We start from the raw sequence: 19,022 nt of genomic DNA, 5'->3' as shown, positions 1-19,022 counted from the left end.
AGGCATTGCAGAGCAACCGCGAGCTTTTGTATTTCAGGCTCGATTCTAAAATCACGCATATTTTAATCGACGAATTCCAAGATACCGACATTTGCCAGTATGAAATCATGCTGCCTCTAATCTCTGAAGCGCTTGCTGGCAAAGGGGCGGAGGAGCGCTGTGGCAGCTTTTTTTACGTAGGCGATAAAAAACAGAGCATCTATAAATTTCGCGGCGCGGAGAGAAAAATTTTTGATATTTTGCGCGAGCAGTTTAGTCAAATCAAAACGCAGAGTCTGCCGCGCAATTATCGCAGCTTAAAACTCATTGTAAAATTTGTAAATGAGATCTTGCGCGATAAATTTGCATCTTATGAAGATCAAATCGCAGCAAATAAGCTAGATAGCGATCTGCCCGCTTCGGTGCTGCAAAAAATCAAGGATTATCCTCTTTCTCATCCACAAATGCCGCTATTTGAGGTGCAAAGCGACGATTACGGCTACGTAGCGGCATTTTCATACGACGACGTGCTAAAGGGGGCTGCGGAGCAAGCGCGCAGGCTTGTTGAGGAGTGCGGCGTAAGAGCTGATGATATCGCGATTTTATGCTGGAAAAACGAGCATGTAAGCGCGCTAAAAGAGATGCTATCGGAATTTTACGAGGTTTGCAGTGGCTCAAATAAGGCTCTGCGTTGCAGCGAGCAGGTAAATGCCGTAATTCAATATGCAAAATTCTGCGTAGGTGGCGACGAAATTTATCTGCGAAACGCCGAAGCGATTTTGGGTAGGCGGCTTAAAAAGATAGCGGTTGATTTGCATAAAAACGCGCAAAAAACGGCAGAATTTATCGCTAGCGCGCTGAAATTAAATTTTGTCGATCCGGATCTACTGCTATTTTTTGAGACGCTGGCAAAATTTAATAGTTTTAGCGAGTATCTGTTTGCAAACGACGAAACGGAGGTATTTGCCAAGGAACAAAGCGGCATTAAAATTATGACTGTGCATAAGTCCAAGGGGCTTCAGTTCCCGCACGTAATCGTTTGCGACCGCATCGGAGGAAAAGACCGGGGCGAGAGCTCAAAGCTCGCGACAGACTATGATTTTGCCACGCATAAGTGGAGGATTTTTTATAAATTTGCGAGCAGAAAGAGCCTGGATGCGGAATTTGCGGCGCTAATGAATGAAAACGATCGCTCTGCGCATGAAGAGGATATAAATAAGCTCTATGTGGCATTTACACGTGCCGAACGCTCGCTCATCATCGTAAAACGCTCCGAGGCAAAAATAGATCAATACAATTATAGCTTTTTTTCACCTTATGCCAAAAAGACCAAGGGCGCGGGCGTCGTGAAGTGGTTGGATATCCCGGATTTTCAATACGGCTACGTAATCCCGAGCTTCGTAAAATCAGAAGAGCAGTCGTCGCGCAAAAAGATCGCACTCGTAGCGGGCGAGCCTCAAGGCACGCAAGAAAAAGCAGGCGGCGGCGAAGCGGAAGCGCTAAGCGCGATATATTTCGGCGAGGCGCTGCACTATGCTCTGGAGATGAGCGAAGGCTTTACGGCGGATGAAATTTTACGCGGAGTTAGCCTGGCAAGAGGCCGCTACGCTAAATTTTTAAACGATGCGGATTTTGAAAACATCGCGGCACGGGCGCTTGGCCTAAGCAAAAACGAGGAATTTTTAGCTCTGATAAAGGGCGCTTGGGCTTATAAAGAAATGCCAATAAAAAGCGCGGAGGGTGATCTTTTGCGCGTGGATCTGGCGTGCTTTGGGCAGGATGAAATTTTGCTTTTTGACTACAAAAGCTCCGAAAAATACCTCGCGCAAAACAAAGCTCAAGTGGCGCGGTATAAAAGCGTGATCCGCGAGTTTTATCCGCATGCGCGGGTGCGCGCCTTCGTACTGATTCTCGAGGCTGCGGGCGCTAAGCTGATTGAAGTGAATGAGGAGGGATAAAATTTTAAAATTTAGATGAAATTTGAGCACAGACATATTAAAAATAGCTTAAATTAAGCTATACATAAGGATATTTCTATATAATCACAGCTCAAATTTTAATAAGGCGGAAACCATGACAGAAATTACAAAGCCTAGCGAAGTTAAGCGCGACTGGGTCGTTATCGACGCGACCGATAAAAGATTCGGTAGGATGCTTACCGAAGTCGCCGTATTGCTACGCGGCAAACACAAACCAAGCTACACTCCAAACGTGGATTGCGGAGATTACGTCGTTATCATCAACGCTTCAAAGGCGGTATTTACCGGCAATAACAAAGGCGACGATAAACTTTATCACAGCTACTCGGGCTATTTCGGAAGCGTAAAGAGTGTGAAATTTCAAGACCTGCTTAAAAACAATCCCGCAAAGCTCTACAGACTTGCGGTTCGCGGCATGCTTCCTAAGACGAAGCTCGGCAAGGCGATGATCAAAAAGCTATTCGTATATGAAGGCGGCGAGCACCCTCATACTGCGCAAACAACTAAAAAAGGAAAATAATCATGGCGACAATTTATGCAACCGGAAAGAGAAAAACTGCCGTAGCTAAGGTTTGGGTAAAACCCGGAAGCGGCAAGATCGTAGTAAACGGTATGGATCTAAACACCTGGCTAGGCGGTCACGAAGCGATCAAACTAAGGGTCGTTCAGCCGCTTTTGGCGACTAAACAAGAGACGTCGATGGATATTACCGCGCAGACTTTGGGCGGCGGATATTCGGCTCAAGCGGATGCGCTAAAGCACGGAATTTCAAAAGCGCTTGCCGCGATGGACAAAGATTTTAGGGCGGCTCTTAAGCCAAAAGGTCTGCTAACTCGCGATAGCCGCGTGGTTGAGCGAAAGAAATTCGGTCGCCGCAAAGCGCGTAGAAGTCCGCAGTTCTCTAAGAGATAATGTTTTTTACAAATTTGTGACGAAATTGTCGCAAATTTGTAAATTCTTTAAAAATTTTATGGTAATATCGAATTACAACTTTATTTGAAAGGATGTTTAATGAAGAAAGTTCTACTTGCATTAAGCTTATGTGCATCCAGCGCATTGTTCGCTAGCGATGCTGATTATCACTGGGAGATCACCCCTACTATTGGTGGAATGACTCATGAGGGCAATATGGATTTGGATTCGAATTTTATGTTCGGTCTACGTCTTGCCAAAAATCTACAAGATTCGTTTATCGATCAAGTAGAGGTTGGTTTTGATTACTCTCGCAATATTGGCGTAGAGGATTTAGCTCACAGAGTAGGCAACGATAAGCCTGACGCTAAATATTATCACATCAATGCTGTAAAAGACTTAGTAAATTTTACCGATAATTTCAAATTATACGGCTTGCTAGGTCTTGGATATATGGATTACACTAAAGACGTTTACAACGATGGCGATCAAGATAGCGGCTTCGGCCAATACGGCTTGGGTCTAAAATACTACATTACCGACAATTTCGCTACAAAACTTGAGGCACGCGATGCCATCAGATTTGACGACGGCAACCACGTATTGTTCTATACTCTAGGCTTTGCAGTTGATTTTGGCAAGAGATATGCTGATGCAGCTCCGGCTGCCGCTCCGGCTCCTACAGGCTGCAAAGACGCAGATAATGACGGCGTATGCGATAATGTCGATAGATGCCCAGGCACACCTGCTGGCGTAGTTGTTGATGAATATGGCTGCGAGAAGGTTATTAGATTAAATTTGGGCGTAAATTTCGCTACAGATAGCTCAAAAATTTCCCCTGAGTTTATGAACCAGATCAAAAACGTAAGCGACGTGCTAGTGGCTCACCCTGATTACAAAGTAATTCTAGAGGGTCACACCGATAGCACCGGCTCGAATGCATATAATCAAAAGCTTTCCGAGCGCAGAGCTGCTGCAGTTGGAGGTGCGCTTAAGAGCTTCGGCGTAGATGCTAGCAGAATCACCACTGTAGGATACGGCGAGACTAAGCCTATCGCTACAAACGCTACTAAAGCAGGCCGCGCTCAAAATAGACGCGTTGATGCTAAATTTAGAAAATAATCTTTTCTAGATCCACATAAGCGGAGTTTCGGCTCCGCTTTTTTTATATCCAAATTAAATTTTAAAATGCCAAATTTCCAAACCACTCTGCTTTTCGATCTGGACGGCACGCTCATAGACTCCACGCCCGCGATACTGGATGGCTTTCACTACGCGTTTGCGCATTTGGACGCCGCAGAGCCTAGCGACGAAGCGATAAAAAGGCTTATCGGACATCCGTTAGAGGTAATGTTTGAGCGTCTAGGTGTGACGCGCGATGTGCATAATTTCGTGCTCGCTTATAAGCAACGATACGCGCAGATATTTTTGGATCAGACCGTTCTGCTAAGCGGTGCGTTCGAAGCGGTTCGCACGGCGAGCGAGTTTGCAAATTTAGGCGTTGTGACGACCAAGACGTCGAAATTTTCTAAAATTTTATTGCAGCATCTGGGTATTGCGGAATTTTTCGGCACCATCGTCGGACGAGAGGATGTGAAAAATCCCAAACCAAGCGCCGAACCGATCTTAAAGGCGCTCGAAAATTTAGGAATTTCCAGCATCGCTATGGGTAAAAATCGGCGCGAGGCGGCTAGCAAAAATTGCGCTGCGGTCGCCGGCGAAAGTCAAAATGGGAGCTATGGCAAAACTCACGATACGAATGAAAAAATAAGCGTTGCCGGTAGTAGAGATGTGATTCCAGGTGAAATTTTAGCATCCGATTTGCTAGGCTCCCCGACCTCCGACCTTGATTCGAGCAAAATTTGCGAGCGAAATTTAAGCGATCTTTCGAGCAAGAATTCCTTTGGAATTTCGTTTATAAATTCTAGCGACGTAAGCAGCAATGAGAGAGGCGTCGAGGATCCAGACAGCAGAGGCTATGAAAGCGAAGCGTGCTGTAGCGAAATACAGGACGGTTCCGTGCAAAATTTCGCCCATTGCGACGCCGAAGTTTGCAGCGAAAATCCGTATTTTGGAAACATCTTTATGATAGGTGATACGTGGCTCGATGCAGAGGCGGCGCGTGCAGCGGGAGTGCGAAGCGTGGGCGTAAGCTGCGGCTACGGCAGCACCTCGGAGCTACGGGCGCATTTCGAGTTCGTATGCGCGGACGCAAAAGAGGCGGTTGAGCTAATACGCGGAATTTCATCGAAATTTTAGGCGCGACGGAGCGAAATTTTTATAGCTTCAATGCGCTATTTTTGCAAATACTTAAGCGAATTCGCGCTCGAGATTTAAAATTCCAATTATTCGCATTTTAAACAGCGCGCGATATAAATGTCCGCGTTATTTAGCTGGAGGGACAAGGCGCCTTCTAAGTGTTCAAGCGATACGCGGAGTTAAATTTCGCATCTTTCTGCTCTGGTCTGGCAAAATAGCCTATGCCGAACTAACAATGTACGGGAATATTTCAATTTGTCCATAGTGCTTGTCTGATTTATCAATGTTCGGTATTAACGACGTATGGGAAAATTTTGCTACCTCGAGTAATTGTGTTCTATTCACTTTCGGTTTGTATTAACACAATGTATAAGAAAATTTCACCGTAGTCAAATTTTATGTAATTTCGCAATGTTTTTTGAGCCCGCAAAGGGCTTTTGCAAGAAATTTTATGCAAGCTTCGCGCTCAAATTTTGGCTTTGATTTTAGTTAAACTCCACTTAATCGCGATAAATTCTACGCTTCGCTTGAGGCAAGTATTTGATAGGCTTTTTGTGCGATCTTGCCGCAAGTCTATTTGATACTTATTTTGGCGCTGTATTCTGGTTTAGTCGCAATTATGCTCGCTGCGGATTTTCGGTGTGATTTATAGCATTTAAGGCCGCGCCCGCTCGGTGAGCACTAAACAGTATATGGGGCTCATGCGCTAAAATTTCATCCTGCGACAAATAGCTCACAAAGGCGCAAATATAGGATAAACTAGCCAAATTTTAAAATTTAGCTCCTCGGCGAGCAGTCATATTCTTTTATCGAAGCCTATGAAAGCAGCGTTAGCTTTTGCGTTTGAATTTTATCGTTTCGGCGCAGCAGGGCTTTAAATTTGATCTAAAATTTTACGAAATTTTAAAATTCCGCCCGCTCTTATGCTTTTTTAAAGCAAAATTCTATAAAATACGGCTTCCGCAATGGGCTATCGTCTAATGGCAGGACAACAAACTCTGGATTTGTGAATATAGGTTCGACCCCTATTAGCCCATCCATCCGAATTTTAATTTCCTTTATCATGCTAGTTTTTGAAATTAATTTGCGCGTCATTTTTGCATATAGTGGCAGCATTCGCCGGCTAAAGTAAATTGCGTCGAGCCATAAAATAGGCAAATTTTAGCGAGCTAATAAGTAAGTTGCCGCTTTAAAGCGGCGGATTATTTGATTTTTTCTTTGCCTTTGTAAGTGGCAATGCTTTGATATGAGCCGTCTTTTTTAAACGCTACCACATCATAGACCTCGGGCTGTGAGCCTTGCTCCATACCTGGCGCTTCTAGCGGCATTCCAGGTACTGCTATGCCGATAACGTCTTTAGGCTTATTTTTTAGTAACGTGTGGATTTCGCCTATTGGCATATGCCCTTCGACTACATATCCGTCTATGATCGCGGTGTGGCAGCTAGCGAGCTCTAGCGGAAGCCCAAGCTCATTCTTCTTCTGGATAAGCGGCTCGTCAGCCAGCGAAATCATCTCGACTTCAAATCCGTTTTGCTCCATGTATTTTGCCCAGTTGTGACAACAGCCGCAACTCTCGCCGTGATAGACCTTGACATGTTCGCTCGCCGCCGCATAGCTACCTAATGCCGCTAAAAGCGCACCTACAAATAAAATTTTCTTCATATTTTACTCCAGTGATTAAAAGTCCTCGATTATACAATACGTATAGTAAATTTTTAAGAGCGAACCATATAACTCTAAGATTAAATTTGACGAAGCAGACCCGCTCGTAAGCCGAAATTTTACGAAATTTTAAAATTTCGGCGTCGCGGATAAGTTGGTTATAGGCACTGAGAGAGTGCTGATTTGATAGCGGATTTTGATACGTAGCCTTCCGAGTCGCTGGTAAGTGATACGTCGCAGCCTGGCTTATAGTTTTTCCAGGTGTAGATATTGCCATTGTCTTCGGTTGTTTTGATGGAGTCTGGCTGTTTATTCCACGCAGAAATTACTTGATTGATATGAAATGCATCGCTGCGGTCTTTCGGCGCATTAGTCATACCTGTGCTATCGGGCAAGGTCGTTTCGACCATATCGGTGGTGCCTGCGGTGGAAACCTCTTGGACTTTATCATTTACGCCGCCGATATTTGTTTTGCTGCTTTGGGATTTTGTTTGATTGCGTACTCCGCTTGGTTCGTTGGATATATTCCAGTTGGAACAACCGATAAAAAATACCGCTGCTACGAGCGCAGCTATTAAATTTCTCATAAAATTCTCCTTCAAAAATTTCGTTGCGATAGTAGCACATTTATCTTTAGTTTAAAATAAATCCGAGCCCTTGAAATTTGAAATTTCGTAGGAATTTTGCGAGGCGTTTCAGTAGGAATTTATAAAATTTGAGATAATATTGCAACATTTCATACCAAACGGGCTTTTAAATTTTGCATGGCAAATGCCTTTTTGGCTACCAAATTTTAAAGGATTTTTGATGTATGCTATCATCAAACACGGCGGCAAGCAGTATAAGGTCGAAGAGGGCAACTACCTAAATTTAGACCATTTTAATGCAGAGCCGAAAGCAAAGCTCGAGCTTAGCGAAGTTTTAGCGCTAAATGACGGCGAGTTAAAGGTAGGAGCACCGTTTGTAAAGGGTGCCAAGGTGGTTTTGGAGGTCGTTTGCGAAGGCAAGGATAAAAAAGTCGTTATCTTCAAAAAACGCAGACGCAAAGATTCAAAAGTAAAACGTGGCTTCAGACGCCAATACACCCGCGTCAAAGTCGTTTCGATTAATGCATAAAGGATAGGAAATGGCACACAAAAAAGGTCAAGGCTCAACCCAAAATAATAGAGATTCCATTGGACGCCGCTTAGGCGTCAAAAAATTCGGCGGCGAGTTCGTTCGCGCGGGCAACATCATTATCCGCCAGCGCGGCACTGCGACGCACCCGGGTTGCAACGTAGGCATGGGTAGCGATCACACGATTTTCGCGTTGATCGACGGCGTCGTAAAATTTGAGCGAAAAGACAAAAACCGCAAAAAAGTGTCGGTTTATCCAGCCGCGTAATTACCGCTAAAATCTTCGGGGGCGCAAGCCCCTCTTTTAAATTTCATCCGTTTAAAAATTATCTTCAACTCATTTGGCTATAATTGCCGTTTTAAATTTAAGGATAGCTATGTTCATAGACAGCGTAAAGCTTAGCGTCAAATCAGGGGGCGGCGGCGCAGGTTGCGTCAGCTTCCGCCGCGAAAAATTCGTCATCTCAGGCGGTCCCGACGGTGGCGACGGTGGCGACGGCGGCGACGTGTATTTCAAAGTAGATAAGAACTCCCACACCCTCTCATCCTACAAGGGCAAGCGGGAGTTTAAAGCGCAAAACGGCGCGCCCGGCGAGGGTCGCAAAAAGACCGGCAAAAGCGGTGAGGATCTCTATCTCATCGTCCCTCCCGGCACCAGCGTTTACGACGAGGATAGCGGCGAGCTGGTGCTTGATATGCTAAATGACGGCGAGACGAGGCTGTTTTTAAAAGGCGGCAAAGGCGGGCTTGGCAACGTGCACTTTAAAAGCTCGATTAATCAAGCCCCCGAATACGCGCAAAAAGGCCTAGAGGGGCAGACGCGCGAGGTGCGCTTGGAGCTAAAACTCATCGCAGACGTTGGGCTCGTAGGCTTTCCAAACGTGGGCAAAAGCACGCTAATCTCGACCGTCTCAAACGCCAAACCCCAGATCGCAAACTACGAGTTTACCACGCTCACGCCAAAGCTCGGTCTCGTCGAGGTTGACGAATACAGCGGCTTTGTCATGGCCGATATCCCTGGCATCATCGAGGGCGCAAGCGAAGGGCGCGGGCTTGGCGTGCAGTTTTTAAAACATGTCGAGCGCACTAAAATTTTACTTTTTATGCTCGATCTTGCAAACTACCGCAGCCTTGAGGAGCAGTTTGACGCGCTGCGGGCCGAGACGGCGAAATTTTCCGGCGAGCTAGCAAAAAGAGACTACGCGATCGCATTAACTCGCGCGGACGCGGCCGAAAATTTGCAGGAAAAATTTGACGCGTTTTTGTCGCATTTGGGATTTGCGGGCACGGCTGGCGAGATGAAATTTAAACAAGATATTTATGAGCTTGACGCCTCTAAGCCGTTTTTTGTGATGCCGATCTCCTCGGCGACGGGACAAAATATAAACGAGCTAAAATTTAACCTGCTTGAGCTGCTTAAAAAGGAGCTGTAGGTTGCGCTAAAGCCGCGCTGCAGAGGGCTTTTGCGAACACAGGCCTTAAGCGCGTCCGAATATGTGGGTAAATTTTATGTTTATCGCTCGCAAACGCCGCAAAAAGATAAAATTTAAGAAGGCAAAATGAATAAAATTTTTATACTTGCGCTGTTATGTTTCGGCGCATACGGTTGCGATCCCGCCGATCCGGTGCCGAATTTTATGGAGTTTAATGACAAAGATAACGACGGTGCGCTGAGCTTGCAGGAGTGGATGGCGAGCGAGGTGCCGTCTGGGCTGAGAGTAGAGCTAAATCTGCGCTCAGGCTCGGAATTTAAGAGGTTGGACGCTAATCGTGACGGCAAGATTAGCCTTGATGAGCTGGGAGCGAAATCGTCTGCAAAGATTTATTGGTCCGAAGATCCGTGCGCTTTTTGGCCTTGGCCGGACGGATTCGAGGATAAAAATCAATCCGCCGTCAAATAAGCGCGAAAAACGGCAATGATACGGCCTTTTGCGCGGGGTTTGGTTTGTGCGATGCGTATAAATTTTACTTCCCGCGAGCGGGTACGAACCGGTTTTACTCCGCGGTTTGCGTAAAATTTGTTTCGAGCACGATTGGTGCCTGCATGATCGCTCGCGCCGTGATTTGGCTAAATTTAAAGGAAAAGAATGAATATAGTTTTTATGGGAACGCCCGAGTATGCGGCTAAAATTTTACGCGCGCTTGCGGAGGCGAAATTTGAGATCGCGGCCGTTTTTACGCAGCCCGATAAACCCGTCGGTAGGAAGCAAATTTTAACGCCTAGCGAGGTTAAAGTTTACGCGCAGCAACATCTGCCCGCCGTGCCGATCTTTCAGCCAGCGAGTTTAAAAGACGAAGCGGCCCGAGCGCAGATAAAAGAGCTAAAGCCCGATTTCATCGTGGTTGCCGCATACGGTAAAATTTTACCGCAGGCCGTCCTTGATATCGCGCCTTGCATAAATCTACACGCTTCGATCCTGCCTAAATACCGCGGCGCAAGCCCCATTCAAAGCGCGATCTTGGCGGGCGAAAAGCAGACGGGCGTAACGGCGATGTTAATGGACGCGGGGCTTGACACGGGCGATATGCTTGATTTTGCCTACACGCCTTGCGAGGATAAAACGGCGGCACAGCTGTTTGATGAGCTAGGGAATCTGGCGGGCGAGCTGATCGTAAAAACGCTGCGAAATTTTGCAAAATTAACGCCGCTAAAGCAAGAGGGCGCGCAGGCTACGCACTGCAAAAAAATAAGCAAATCAGACGGGCTTTTTAGCTTTGAGGAAAGCGCACGGCAAATTTATAATAAATTTCGCGCGCTAACGCCCTGGCCGGGGATATATCTAGCTAGCGGGCTAAAAATTTTAGAACTAGAGCTTTTGCGCGAATTTTGCGGGCGTAAATTTGAACGCGCGGGCGAAATTCTACACATTGATAAGCCCAGTTTTTGCGTTTCTTGCGGCGAGGGCGCTGTTAAGATCATGAAGGTGCAAGAGCCAGGCAAAAAGCCCGTGGACGCTAGCGCATATCTAAACGGCAAACGGCTAAAGATCGGTGATCTGCTATGCTAAGCAGGATTTTAAATTCTCGCGTTTCATGCCGCGCTTATGATGCTATGCTGGGATTTTATTTGCGCCGCGCTTTTGGCGTCGCGGCGAAATTCTGCTTTGGGTATCACCGCAATCGTGAAGTAAAATTTTACCGCGCGGAATTTCAAAGTGAAGCTCCAAAATCAAGGCTTTATAAAATTTTAAAACCTCGCTTCTATGCTCTAAAATTTTACGCTCGCAGGAGCTTAAAATTTCGCCACCGCGGTTGCAGACTTTGCAGCGTCGCACCGAACACGCACCATTTAAAATTCCATAATTGTACCGCAGAATTTTTTCAAGATAAAGCTTTAAAATTTTATCAAAGTGCCGCTAGGAAAATCCGCGTTACCGAAAAATTTAGCAAGATCGCAAAATTTCATCGCACAAAATTTCACTATGTCGTAAAATTTAATCATGCTAAATTTTATCTTGTCTCAAAATTCTATCGCTACGCGGAATTTAAACGTTTGCAATATTTCAAGGCGAGCCCTTCGTCTTACGCAAGGAGCGGGTTTTGCAAGTAGAATTTGTAGAGCAAATGCCCTCTACGCAGGAGTTTTTAGTAGACGCCGTGCGCGAAGGCAGGATAGCGCCGCCCTTTGCGATCGCGGCGGATCGTCAGATCGCGGGTATCGGCTCGCGCGGCAACGACTGGCAGAGCGCAAGCGGCAATCTCGCATTTTCGTTCTGTGTCGCTCAAACGGATCTGCCCGCAGATGTGCCGCCTCAGTCGGCGAGCATATATTTTGCGATGATTATGCAGGAGCTTCTAGCATCGCTCGGCTCTCAGCTTTGGCTAAAATGGCCCAACGATTTTTATCTAGGCGAGCGCAAAATCGGCGGAACGATGACGAATAAGATCAAAAATACCCTCGTCTGCGGCATCGGCATGAACCTACTCGGCGCACCCGAATATGCGGGAATTTTAGATATAAAAATCAGCGCAAAAGACGCTATAGAGGGCTTTTTTGCGCTATATGAAAATAAAATCTTGTGGAAGCAAATTTTTAGAAATTTTTCGTTACAATTCCAAAAATCGCAAAAATTTAGCGTTCATCTAGGCGGCGAAAAAATTTCGCTTGCGCAGGCTAAACTTTGCGAGGACGGATCGATCATAATAAACGAAGAAAGGGTTTATGCTTTAAGATGAGTGAAGTAATTACGATTGCCAATCAAAAAGGCGGCGTCGGAAAGACGACCACAGCGGTTAATCTCGCTGCGTCGTTAGCGATAAAGAAAAAGCGGGTTCTACTGATCGATGTAGACCCTCAGGCGAACGCTACGACCGGGCTTGGCTTTAACCGCAGCGACTTTGAATTTAACATTTATCACGTTCTAACGGGGCGTAAGAGCATGTCCGAAGTGATCCAAAAGACCGAACTTGAGTTTATGGATCTGGTGCCGTCAAATATCGGACTTGTAGGCATCGAGCGCGAAGTAAGCGAAGAGAAAGACTTCAAACTAATGCTAAAAAATAAAATTTCCGAGGTTAAGGATAGATACGATTTCATCATCATCGATTCGCCGCCGACGCTTGGTAGCATTACGGTAAATGCCTTGGTCGCAAGCGATAGCGTAATTATCCCGATTCAGTGCGAATTCTATGCACTTGAAGGCGTCGCGTTGATCCTAAATACCGTAAAAGTCGTCAAGCAAACGCTCAATAAAAATTTAAAAATTCGTGGATTTTTGCCTACGATGTATAGTTTGCAAAACAATCTCGCCAAAGAGACAGTTGCGAATTTACGCGAGTATTTCGACGATAAGCTCTTTCGTATCGGCAAGAGTGATGATCTAGTCATCATCCCGCGCAATATTAAGCTAGCCGAAAGCCCAAGCTTTGGCAAGCCGGTGGTTTTATACGATATAAAATCTGCTGGTTCCATCGCCTATCAAGACCTCGCTAAATCCATAATGGAGCAAAAATGGGCAAGGTAAAAAGAGCGCTCGGGCGTGGGCTCGGTGCGATTTTAGACGACGTAGAAAGCTCCTATAACAGGGAGCTAGAAAGCGGAAATGCCGATAGCTTAATCATCGAAATCGATGTCGATAAAATTGAGCCAAATCCATATCAACCGCGGCAGAGCTTCGATGAGGAGGCGCTTAGGCAGCTAAGCGAGAGCATCGCTCGCCACGGGCTTATTCAGCCTATCATTGTTATTCAAAAAGATGACTCTTACGTCCTGATCGCCGGCGAGCGACGTCTAAGAGCGACGAAGCTTTTGGGCGAGAGTAAAATCAAAGCCGTAGTCGCGGACATAAAATCTCAAAATTTAAGAGAGCTTGCCCTCATCGAAAATATACAGCGCGAGGATCTAAATCCTATCGAGCTTGCTAAGTCCTATAAGGAGCTTATCGGCGAATATAGGATTACGCAAGAGGAGTTAGCCGACATCATCAAAAAGTCCCGCACGCAGATTACCAACACGCTAAGACTTTTAAATTTATGCTCCGAAGTGCAAGACGCCATAAGCGCAGATAAAATTTCGCAAGGGCACGCCAAGATAATGGTTGGACTTGAAAAAGAGGATCAAATTTTAGCGCTAAATACCATTTTAGGACAGCGTCTAAGCGTAAGAGATACCGAAAATTTAGTAAAAAAGCTCAAAGATAAAACCGTTCCGAAAGAGAAAAAGCCTGGTGCGGAATTTCAAAGCTTCAAGCCTGAGCTTTTAAAGCTAAAGGCCAAGCTTGATCAATTTGGTAAAATAAGTATCAAAGAGCGTAAAATTTCGATCGAATTTAGCGAAATTTTACAAATTTCCGAGTTTTTAAAGAAAATCGGATGATTTTTTATAGTGTATTTTAATTTTTCATATTGTAAAATACGCATTTTGTTTAAAACTAACCTGGAGGAGGTGCGATGCTAGACGTAAGTTTGACCGCCATGATAACGACCATCGTCGTATTTTTAGCTTTGATTTACTTCTTAAATATCAAGCTTTATAGACCGCTACTTTCGCATATGGAAAAGCGAGAGGCCATTATTAAAGAAGATGAGGCAAATGCGATGAAAAACGCGCAGGATGCAGATGCCGATAAAGCAGAGATCGTACGAATCATGGATGCTGCGAAGTTGCAAGCTGTTAAAATAAAGCAAGAGGCGATGGATAGCGCGAAGCAGGCTGCCGCCAGAGAAATAGCCGAGAAAAAAGCCGCGATGGAGGAGGATTTTGATCAATTTTTAGGCGGTTTGGATGAGCAAAAGCGCAACCTAAGAAATGATTTGCAAGCCAAAATTCCGGAATTTAAAAATGCCCTGAGCACTGCCGTGGCTAAAGTATGAGGTTTTTAGTATGAAAAAATATCTATTTTTATTTATCATTCCGGCGTTTGTTTTAGCAAGCGGTGGGCACGATGGAGTCAAAGACTACGACGTGCTGTGGCGAAGCATAAATTTCATTTTGTTTTTCGGAATTTTGTTTTATCTTTTAAAAGGTCCCGCAAAAGCAGCATATCAAGGTAGAATCGACGGCATTGCATCTAGACTTGAAGCTAATCAAAAAATTTTAAAAGAGTCCGCAGCTCGCAAAGAGCAAGCTAAAAAAGATCTACAAGATGCCAAGGTTCAAGGCGCAGCTTTAATCGAAACCGCTAAAAAAGAGATCGTGTTCGCTGCCGAAAAGATAAAAAATGCAACCGAGCAAGAGATTGCGAATTTGCAAAAATCTTTCGACGAACAGAAAAGCTTTGAAGCGCGCAAGATGAAAAAAGAGGTCGTAAGCGAGATACTGGATGATGTTTTTGCATCGGATGATATTAAATTCGGTCAAGATAAGCTGGTTAAAATCGTAGAGAAAAAGGTCGGATGATGATAAATAACACCTCAAAAAGATATGTAAACGCCCTGATACTGAGCTATAAAAAAGATGAACTATGCTCTGTTTTGCAGACGCTCGAGAGCGTCGCGAGTGCATTTAGAATTCCAAAATTCCGAGATATTGTAAAATCTCCGACGCTAAAAGAGGAATCCAAAGTGGAACTTATTGCGTCGTTTATAAAAAATCCAAGCGAAAAAATAGTAAATTTTATTAAACTTTTAGCTAAGAATAGGCGTATTGCGCTGATCCCGCAGATAGTCGAGGAACTGCGCAAGAATATTGCGGCGCTGGATAATAAATACTTAGGTAAAATTTATTCCGCTACCGAAATAGACGTCGCGAAAATAAAAGAGCTAGAGGCTAAAATTTCAAAGAAATTTAATGCAGATATTACTCTGCAACCCGTTAAAAGCGAGCTTGAGGGTATTAAGATCGAAGTCGAGGATCTTGGATTTGAGATTAGTTTTTCAGTTGATAGATTGAAACAAAAAATGAGCGAATATATTTTAAAAGCAATTTAAAGGAGTAAAGCGTGGGTGCGAAAATTAAGGCAGACGAAATCAGCAGCATAATCAAAGAGCGAATCGAAAATTTCGATCTTAGCGTTGATATCGAAGAAACCGGTAAGGTCGTTTCGGTCGCAGACGGCGTTGCTAATGTTTACGGCTTAAAAAACGTAATGGCTAATGAGATGGTCGAGTTCGAGAACGGAGCTCGTGGTATCGCGTTAAATTTGGAGGAGAGCAGTGTTGGCATCGTTATTTTAGGCGATACTAGCGGTATTAACGAAGGCAGTAGTGTTAAAAGACTGGGTAAGCTTTTGCGCGTACCAGTGGGCGATGCTCTGATCGGTCGCGTAGTAAATGCCCTGGGCGAGCCGATCGACGGTAAAGGCGCGATAGAGACTAGCGATACTAGATTTGTCGAAGAAAAGGCCAAAGGCATCATGGCTCGTAAATCCGTCCATGAGCCGCTTCAAACCGGTCTTAAAGCGATAGACGCGTTAGTGCCGATCGGTCGCGGACAGCGCGAGCTCATCATCGGCGACCGCCAAACAGGAAAAACCACCGTCGCCGTTGATACTATCATCAATCAAAAGGGCCAGGATGTCATCTGCATATACGTAGCAATCGGCCAGAAGCAATCTACCGTCGCGCAAGTCGTTAAAAAGCTTGAAGAATACGGCGCGATGGATTATACGATCGTAGTTGCAGCCGGTGCTAGCGAGGCGGCTGCGCTTCAGTATTTGGCTCCGTATTCGGGCTGCACGATGGGTGAGTATTTCAGAGATAACTCCCGCCACGCGCTTATCATCTACGATGATTTGAGCAAGCATGCGGTTGCGTATCGCGAAATGTCACTTATTTTGCGCCGTCCGCCGGGACGCGAGGCGTATCCTGGCGACGTATTTTACTTGCACTCCCGCCTGCTTGAGCGCGCTAGCAAGCTAAGCGATGCACTCGGTGCAGGCAGCCTAACGGCGCTTCCTATTATCGAGACGCAGGCAGGCGACGTTTCGGCGTATATCCCTACAAACGTTATCTCCATCACCGATGGTCAAATTTTCTTGGAGTCGGGTCTATTTAACTCGGGAATTCGCCCTGCGATCAACGTGGGTCTTTCGGTTAGCCGCGTCGGCGGTTCCGCGCAGATTAAAGCGATCAAAAAGGTCTCGGGAACCTTGCGCCTAGATCTTGCTCAATACCGCGAACTTCAGGCGTTTGCGCAGTTTGCGAGCGACTTGGACGAGAGCAGTCGCAAGCAGCTGGATCGCGGACAAAGAATGGTCGAAATTTTAAAGCAGCCTCCTTATTCGCCGCTTCCGGTCGAAAATCAAGTGGTCATCATCTTTGCGGGAAGCCGCGGATTTTTAGACGACGTGCCTACGAGCTCAATTGGCAAATTCGAAGCTGAGCTATATCCATATATCGAGGCGAAATATCCTGAAATTTTTGAAGAGATCAGAAGCAAAAAGACCATCGAGAAGGATTTGGAAGAAAATTTAATCAAGGCTCTAAATGACTTTAAAGCGACATTTGCCGCTTAAGAAGGCTAAATTATGGCAAATTTAAAGGATATAAAGCTTCAAATCAAAAGCGTCAGAAATACGGAGAAGACTACTAAAGCTATGAAGCTGGTCTCCAACGTCAAGCTTAAAAACACAAAAGAGGCGGCGATGCGCTCGCGAGCTTATGCGGTGAAGATTAACGAGGTCTTGGGTGAAATTTCTGCGCGCGTTAAAAATTACGTAGGCAATAATTCAGGCAACGACGAAAAACTTAGAATTTTTGATACCACTCGAGAGGTAAAGGTGGTTGATTTGCTGTTTATTACCGCAGATAAAGGGCTTTGCGGCGGTTTTAATATCAACACCATCAAAAAGATCAAAGCTTTGATCGAGGAGCTTAAGTCTAAAAAGATCAAGGTTCGCCTTCGCGCCGTCGGCAAAAAGGGGATAGAGTATTTTGATTTTCAAGGCATTGAGCTTTTGGAGCGATATATCGGCGTGAGCTCATCTCCATCGTCTGAAAAAGCTAATGAAATCGTCCAAGCCGCAGTTAAGGATTTTAATGAAGGCAAAACCGACGAGGTCATACTCGTCCACAACGGCTATTTGAATATGATTACCCAAGAGATGCGGGTAAATACGTTGGTGCCAATCGGAGAGCCTGCGATTAGTGAGGATGCTTTAAAAACATCTACATTGGAAGTAGAGGTTGAAAGCCCTGAGGATGAAGAAACATTGATGTTAAATTTAATCCAGAGCTATCTTAGCTACAGCATGTATTACGCGCTTATTGACTCTTTGGCAGCGGAGCACTGCTCGAGAATGAACGCTATGGAGAATGCGACAAACAACGCTAAGGAGCGCGTATCGCAGTTAAATTTAGCATATAACAAAGCCAGACAAGGCTCTATCACGACTGAGCTTATCGAGATCATAAGCGGCGTCGAATCAATGAAATGAAAGGAAAACGGATGAAAGGAATAATTTCTCAGGTAATGGGTCCCGTGGTCGATGTCGATTTCAAGGACTACTTGCCGAAGATTAATGAAGCTATCGAGGTTAAATTTGACGTCGAAGGCGCTCATCGTAGGCTGATCCTAGAGGTAGCCGCGCACCTTGGAGACAATCGCGTCCGCACGATCGCTATGGATATGAGCGATGGACTTAGGCGAGGGCTTGAGGCTACGGCTCTTGGCGCGCCTATTACGGTGCCAGTGGGCGAGAAGGTTTTGGGTAGAATTTTTAATGTCACGGGCGATCTGATCGACGAGGGCGAGGATGAGAAATTTGAAACCCGCTGGTCCATTCACAGAGATCCGCCTAGCTTTGAAAATCAAAGCACGAAGAGTGAAATTTTTGAAACCGGCATTAAGGTAGTCGATCTGCTCGCCCCTTACGCAAAGGGTGGTAAGGTAGGACTATTCGGCGGTGCTGGCGTCGGCAAGACTGTCATCATCATGGAGCTAATCCACAACGTCGCTTTCAAACACAGCGGTTACTCCGTATTTGCGGGCGTCGGCGAACGAACGAGAGAGGGAAACGACCTTTATAACGAGATGAAAGAATCGGGCGTTTTGGATAAAGTCGCCTTGACCTACGGCCAGATGAACGAGCCGCCGGGAGCGAGAAACCGTATCGCGCTAACCGGTCTTACAATGGCCGAGTATTTCCGCGACGAGCTAGGGCTTGACGTTTTGATGTTTATTGATAATATCTTCCGCTTCTCGCAGTCGGGTTCAGAGATGTCCGCGCTTTTAGGACGAATTCCGTCCGCGGTCGGCTATCAGCCTACGCTTGCTAGCGAAATGGGTAAATTGCAAGAGCGCATCACTTCGACCAAGAAGGGCTCCATCACCTCCGTTCAGGCCGTTTACGTGCCTGCGGACGACCTTACTGACCCGGCTCCTGCGACCGTTTTTGCGCACCTTGATGCGACGACCGTTTTAAACAGAGCGATCGCCGAAAAAGGAATTTATCCTGCCGTCGATCCGCTTGATTCTACCTCAAGAATGCTCGATCCGCAAATCATCGGTGAGGAGCATTACAAGGTCGCTCGCGGCGTCCAAGCAGTGCTTCAAAAATACAAAGATTTGCAAGACATTATCGCGATTTTGGGTATGGACGAGCTTAGCGAAGAGGATAAACTCGTGGTCGAGCGGGCTAGAAAGATCGAGCGCTACCTATCTCAGCCGTTTTTCGTAGCCGAGGTATTTACCGGAAGCCCCGGCAAATATATCTCACTAGAGGAGACTATCGCG

Annotated in this window: 22 protein-coding genes and 1 tRNA gene; 20 read left to right on the top strand and 3 right to left on the bottom strand. The window is 45.7% G+C overall.

Features of this window, described 5'->3' with window-relative positions:
* The 6 genes from Q0460_RS08365 to Q0460_RS08340 form a co-directional block, all read left to right on the top strand.
* Positions 1 to 1,937, top strand: a 1,937-nt coding sequence (locus Q0460_RS08365; RefSeq protein ID WP_299086316.1) for a UvrD-helicase domain-containing protein, incomplete at its 5' end; no start/stop codon positions are given.
* A 115-nt stretch (positions 1,938 to 2,052) separates the two neighbouring features.
* Positions 2,053 to 2,478 (top strand): 50S ribosomal protein L13, encoded by a 426-nt coding sequence (gene rplM / locus Q0460_RS08360; protein WP_005869672.1) that lies wholly within the window; start codon positions 2,053 to 2,055, stop codon positions 2,476 to 2,478.
* Between the two features lie 2 nt (positions 2,479 to 2,480).
* Positions 2,481 to 2,870 carry a 30S ribosomal protein S9 gene (rpsI, locus tag Q0460_RS08355; protein WP_005869670.1) on the top strand — a complete coding sequence of 130 codons (390 nt, stop codon included), beginning with the start codon at positions 2,481 to 2,483 and terminating at the stop codon, positions 2,868 to 2,870.
* Between the two features lie 99 nt (positions 2,871 to 2,969).
* Positions 2,970 to 3,992, top strand: coding sequence for an OmpA family protein (locus Q0460_RS08350; RefSeq protein ID WP_297883041.1), 1,023 nt, complete (start codon positions 2,970 to 2,972; stop codon positions 3,990 to 3,992).
* Positions 3,993 to 4,058: 66 nt separating this feature from the next.
* Positions 4,059 to 5,129: an HAD family hydrolase gene (locus Q0460_RS08345; protein WP_299086315.1), complete on the top strand. Its 1,071-nt coding sequence runs from the start codon at positions 4,059 to 4,061 to the stop codon at positions 5,127 to 5,129.
* 966 nt (positions 5,130 to 6,095) lie between these two features.
* Positions 6,096 to 6,169, top strand: a tRNA-Gln gene (locus tag Q0460_RS08340).
* A 162-nt stretch (positions 6,170 to 6,331) separates the two neighbouring features.
* Here the strand turns inward: Q0460_RS08340 and Q0460_RS08335 are convergent.
* Both Q0460_RS08335 and Q0460_RS08330 read right to left on the bottom strand, forming a co-directional pair.
* On the bottom strand, positions 6,332 to 6,793 hold the full coding sequence (locus Q0460_RS08335; RefSeq protein ID WP_299086314.1) for a DUF411 domain-containing protein: 462 nt from the start codon (positions 6,791 to 6,793) through the stop codon (positions 6,332 to 6,334).
* A 158-nt stretch (positions 6,794 to 6,951) separates the two neighbouring features.
* Positions 6,952 to 7,380, bottom strand: coding sequence for a hypothetical protein (locus Q0460_RS08330; protein ID WP_040303372.1), 429 nt, complete (start codon positions 7,378 to 7,380; stop codon positions 6,952 to 6,954).
* Positions 7,381 to 7,600: 220 nt separating this feature from the next.
* Between Q0460_RS08330 and rplU the strand changes: the two genes are divergently transcribed.
* The 5 genes from rplU (at position 7,601) to fmt (ending at position 10,917) form a co-directional block, all read left to right on the top strand.
* On the top strand, positions 7,601 to 7,909 hold the full coding sequence (rplU, locus tag Q0460_RS08325; RefSeq protein WP_040303368.1) for a 50S ribosomal protein L21: 309 nt from the start codon (positions 7,601 to 7,603) through the stop codon (positions 7,907 to 7,909).
* Between the two features lie 10 nt (positions 7,910 to 7,919).
* Positions 7,920 to 8,177: a 50S ribosomal protein L27 gene (gene rpmA, locus Q0460_RS08320; protein WP_291938329.1), complete on the top strand. Its 258-nt coding sequence runs from the start codon at positions 7,920 to 7,922 to the stop codon at positions 8,175 to 8,177.
* Positions 8,178 to 8,286: 109 nt separating this feature from the next.
* A complete protein-coding gene (gene obgE, locus Q0460_RS08315; RefSeq protein WP_299086313.1) occupies positions 8,287 to 9,342 on the top strand; it encodes a GTPase ObgE in 1,056 nt (351 codons plus the stop codon).
* 126 nt (positions 9,343 to 9,468) lie between these two features.
* Positions 9,469 to 9,810: a hypothetical protein gene (locus Q0460_RS08310; RefSeq protein WP_299086312.1), complete on the top strand. Its 342-nt coding sequence runs from the start codon at positions 9,469 to 9,471 to the stop codon at positions 9,808 to 9,810.
* A 186-nt stretch (positions 9,811 to 9,996) separates the two neighbouring features.
* Complete coding sequence (fmt, locus tag Q0460_RS08305) at positions 9,997 to 10,917, top strand: methionyl-tRNA formyltransferase (RefSeq protein WP_299086311.1); 921 nt, start codon at positions 9,997 to 9,999, stop codon at positions 10,915 to 10,917.
* Positions 10,918 to 10,959: 42 nt separating this feature from the next.
* Here the strand turns inward: fmt and Q0460_RS08300 are convergent, their stop codons facing one another.
* A complete protein-coding gene (locus tag Q0460_RS08300) occupies positions 10,960 to 11,184 on the bottom strand; it encodes a hypothetical protein (RefSeq protein ID WP_299086310.1) in 225 nt (74 codons plus the stop codon).
* A 265-nt stretch (positions 11,185 to 11,449) separates the two neighbouring features.
* Here Q0460_RS08300 and Q0460_RS08295 point away from each other — a divergent pair, with 265 nt between their 5' ends.
* The 9 genes from Q0460_RS08295 to atpD form a co-directional block, all read left to right on the top strand.
* Positions 11,450 to 12,085, top strand: coding sequence for a biotin--[acetyl-CoA-carboxylase] ligase (locus tag Q0460_RS08295; protein ID WP_299086309.1), 636 nt, complete (start codon positions 11,450 to 11,452; stop codon positions 12,083 to 12,085).
* The gene (locus tag Q0460_RS08290) at positions 12,082 to 12,873 is read left to right on the top strand and encodes an AAA family ATPase (protein ID WP_177389424.1); all 792 of its coding nucleotides are present in this window, start codon (positions 12,082 to 12,084) and stop codon (positions 12,871 to 12,873) included. The genes Q0460_RS08295 and Q0460_RS08290 overlap by 4 nt, the downstream gene beginning before the upstream one ends.
* Positions 12,861 to 13,724: a ParB/RepB/Spo0J family partition protein gene (locus tag Q0460_RS08285; protein ID WP_299086308.1), complete on the top strand. Its 864-nt coding sequence runs from the start codon at positions 12,861 to 12,863 to the stop codon at positions 13,722 to 13,724. Before Q0460_RS08290 ends, Q0460_RS08285 begins: the two co-directional genes overlap by 13 nt.
* Positions 13,725 to 13,798: 74 nt before the next feature.
* Positions 13,799 to 14,221, top strand: coding sequence for a F0F1 ATP synthase subunit B' (locus Q0460_RS08280; RefSeq protein WP_299086307.1), 423 nt, complete (start codon positions 13,799 to 13,801; stop codon positions 14,219 to 14,221).
* Positions 14,222 to 14,231: 10 nt separating this feature from the next.
* Positions 14,232 to 14,747, top strand: a complete 516-nt coding sequence (locus Q0460_RS08275) for a F0F1 ATP synthase subunit B (protein ID WP_299086306.1) — start codon at positions 14,232 to 14,234, stop codon at positions 14,745 to 14,747.
* Complete coding sequence (locus Q0460_RS08270; RefSeq protein WP_299086305.1) at positions 14,747 to 15,277, top strand: F0F1 ATP synthase subunit delta; 531 nt, start codon at positions 14,747 to 14,749, stop codon at positions 15,275 to 15,277. Before Q0460_RS08275 ends, Q0460_RS08270 begins: the two co-directional genes overlap by 1 nt.
* Positions 15,278 to 15,288: 11 nt before the next feature.
* Entirely contained in the window at positions 15,289 to 16,803 is a 1,515-nt protein-coding gene (gene atpA, locus Q0460_RS08265) for a F0F1 ATP synthase subunit alpha (protein WP_005869639.1), read from the top strand.
* 12 nt (positions 16,804 to 16,815) lie between these two features.
* Positions 16,816 to 17,724: an ATP synthase F1 subunit gamma gene (atpG, locus tag Q0460_RS08260; RefSeq protein WP_299086304.1), complete on the top strand. Its 909-nt coding sequence runs from the start codon at positions 16,816 to 16,818 to the stop codon at positions 17,722 to 17,724.
* 11 nt (positions 17,725 to 17,735) lie between these two features.
* On the top strand, positions 17,736 to 19,022 hold a 1,287-nt coding region (atpD, locus tag Q0460_RS08255; protein ID WP_299086303.1), incomplete at its 3' end, for a F0F1 ATP synthase subunit beta.

The organism is uncultured Campylobacter sp. (assembly GCF_937980635.1).
Taxonomy (GTDB): Bacteria; Campylobacterota; Campylobacteria; order Campylobacterales; family Campylobacteraceae; genus Campylobacter_B.
The sequence above is the reverse complement of the archived record's forward strand: the minus strand, read 5'-3'. Positions and strand labels throughout refer to the sequence as shown.

Excerpts from the sequence above, each read along its gene's own strand:
- Q0460_RS08285 (WP_299086308.1), top strand. The coding sequence starts at position 12,861 with ATGGGCAAGGTAAAAAGAGCGCTCGGGCGTGGGCTCGGTGCGATTTTA.
- Q0460_RS08310 (WP_299086312.1), top strand. The coding sequence starts at position 9,469 with ATGAATAAAATTTTTATACTTGCGCTGTTATGTTTCGGCGCATACGGT.
- Q0460_RS08350 (WP_297883041.1), top strand. The coding sequence starts at position 2,970 with ATGAAGAAAGTTCTACTTGCATTAAGCTTATGTGCATCCAGCGCATTG.
- obgE (WP_299086313.1), top strand. The coding sequence starts at position 8,287 with ATGTTCATAGACAGCGTAAAGCTTAGCGTCAAATCAGGGGGCGGCGGC.
- atpG (WP_299086304.1), top strand. The coding sequence starts at position 16,816 with ATGGCAAATTTAAAGGATATAAAGCTTCAAATCAAAAGCGTCAGAAAT.
- rpsI (WP_005869670.1), top strand. The coding sequence starts at position 2,481 with ATGGCGACAATTTATGCAACCGGAAAGAGAAAAACTGCCGTAGCTAAG.
- Q0460_RS08345 (WP_299086315.1), top strand. The coding sequence starts at position 4,059 with ATGCCAAATTTCCAAACCACTCTGCTTTTCGATCTGGACGGCACGCTC.
- rplU (WP_040303368.1), top strand. The coding sequence starts at position 7,601 with ATGTATGCTATCATCAAACACGGCGGCAAGCAGTATAAGGTCGAAGAG.
- Q0460_RS08270 (WP_299086305.1), top strand. The coding sequence starts at position 14,747 with ATGATAAATAACACCTCAAAAAGATATGTAAACGCCCTGATACTGAGC.
- Q0460_RS08280 (WP_299086307.1), top strand. The coding sequence starts at position 13,799 with ATGCTAGACGTAAGTTTGACCGCCATGATAACGACCATCGTCGTATTT.
- rplM (WP_005869672.1), top strand. The coding sequence starts at position 2,053 with ATGACAGAAATTACAAAGCCTAGCGAAGTTAAGCGCGACTGGGTCGTT.
- rpmA (WP_291938329.1), top strand. The coding sequence starts at position 7,920 with ATGGCACACAAAAAAGGTCAAGGCTCAACCCAAAATAATAGAGATTCC.
- Q0460_RS08275 (WP_299086306.1), top strand. The coding sequence starts at position 14,232 with ATGAAAAAATATCTATTTTTATTTATCATTCCGGCGTTTGTTTTAGCA.
- fmt (WP_299086311.1), top strand. The coding sequence starts at position 9,997 with ATGAATATAGTTTTTATGGGAACGCCCGAGTATGCGGCTAAAATTTTA.
- Q0460_RS08290 (WP_177389424.1), top strand. The coding sequence starts at position 12,082 with ATGAGTGAAGTAATTACGATTGCCAATCAAAAAGGCGGCGTCGGAAAG.
- Q0460_RS08330 (WP_040303372.1), bottom strand. The coding sequence starts at position 7,380 with ATGAGAAATTTAATAGCTGCGCTCGTAGCAGCGGTATTTTTTATCGGT.
- Q0460_RS08335 (WP_299086314.1), bottom strand. The coding sequence starts at position 6,793 with ATGAAGAAAATTTTATTTGTAGGTGCGCTTTTAGCGGCATTAGGTAGC.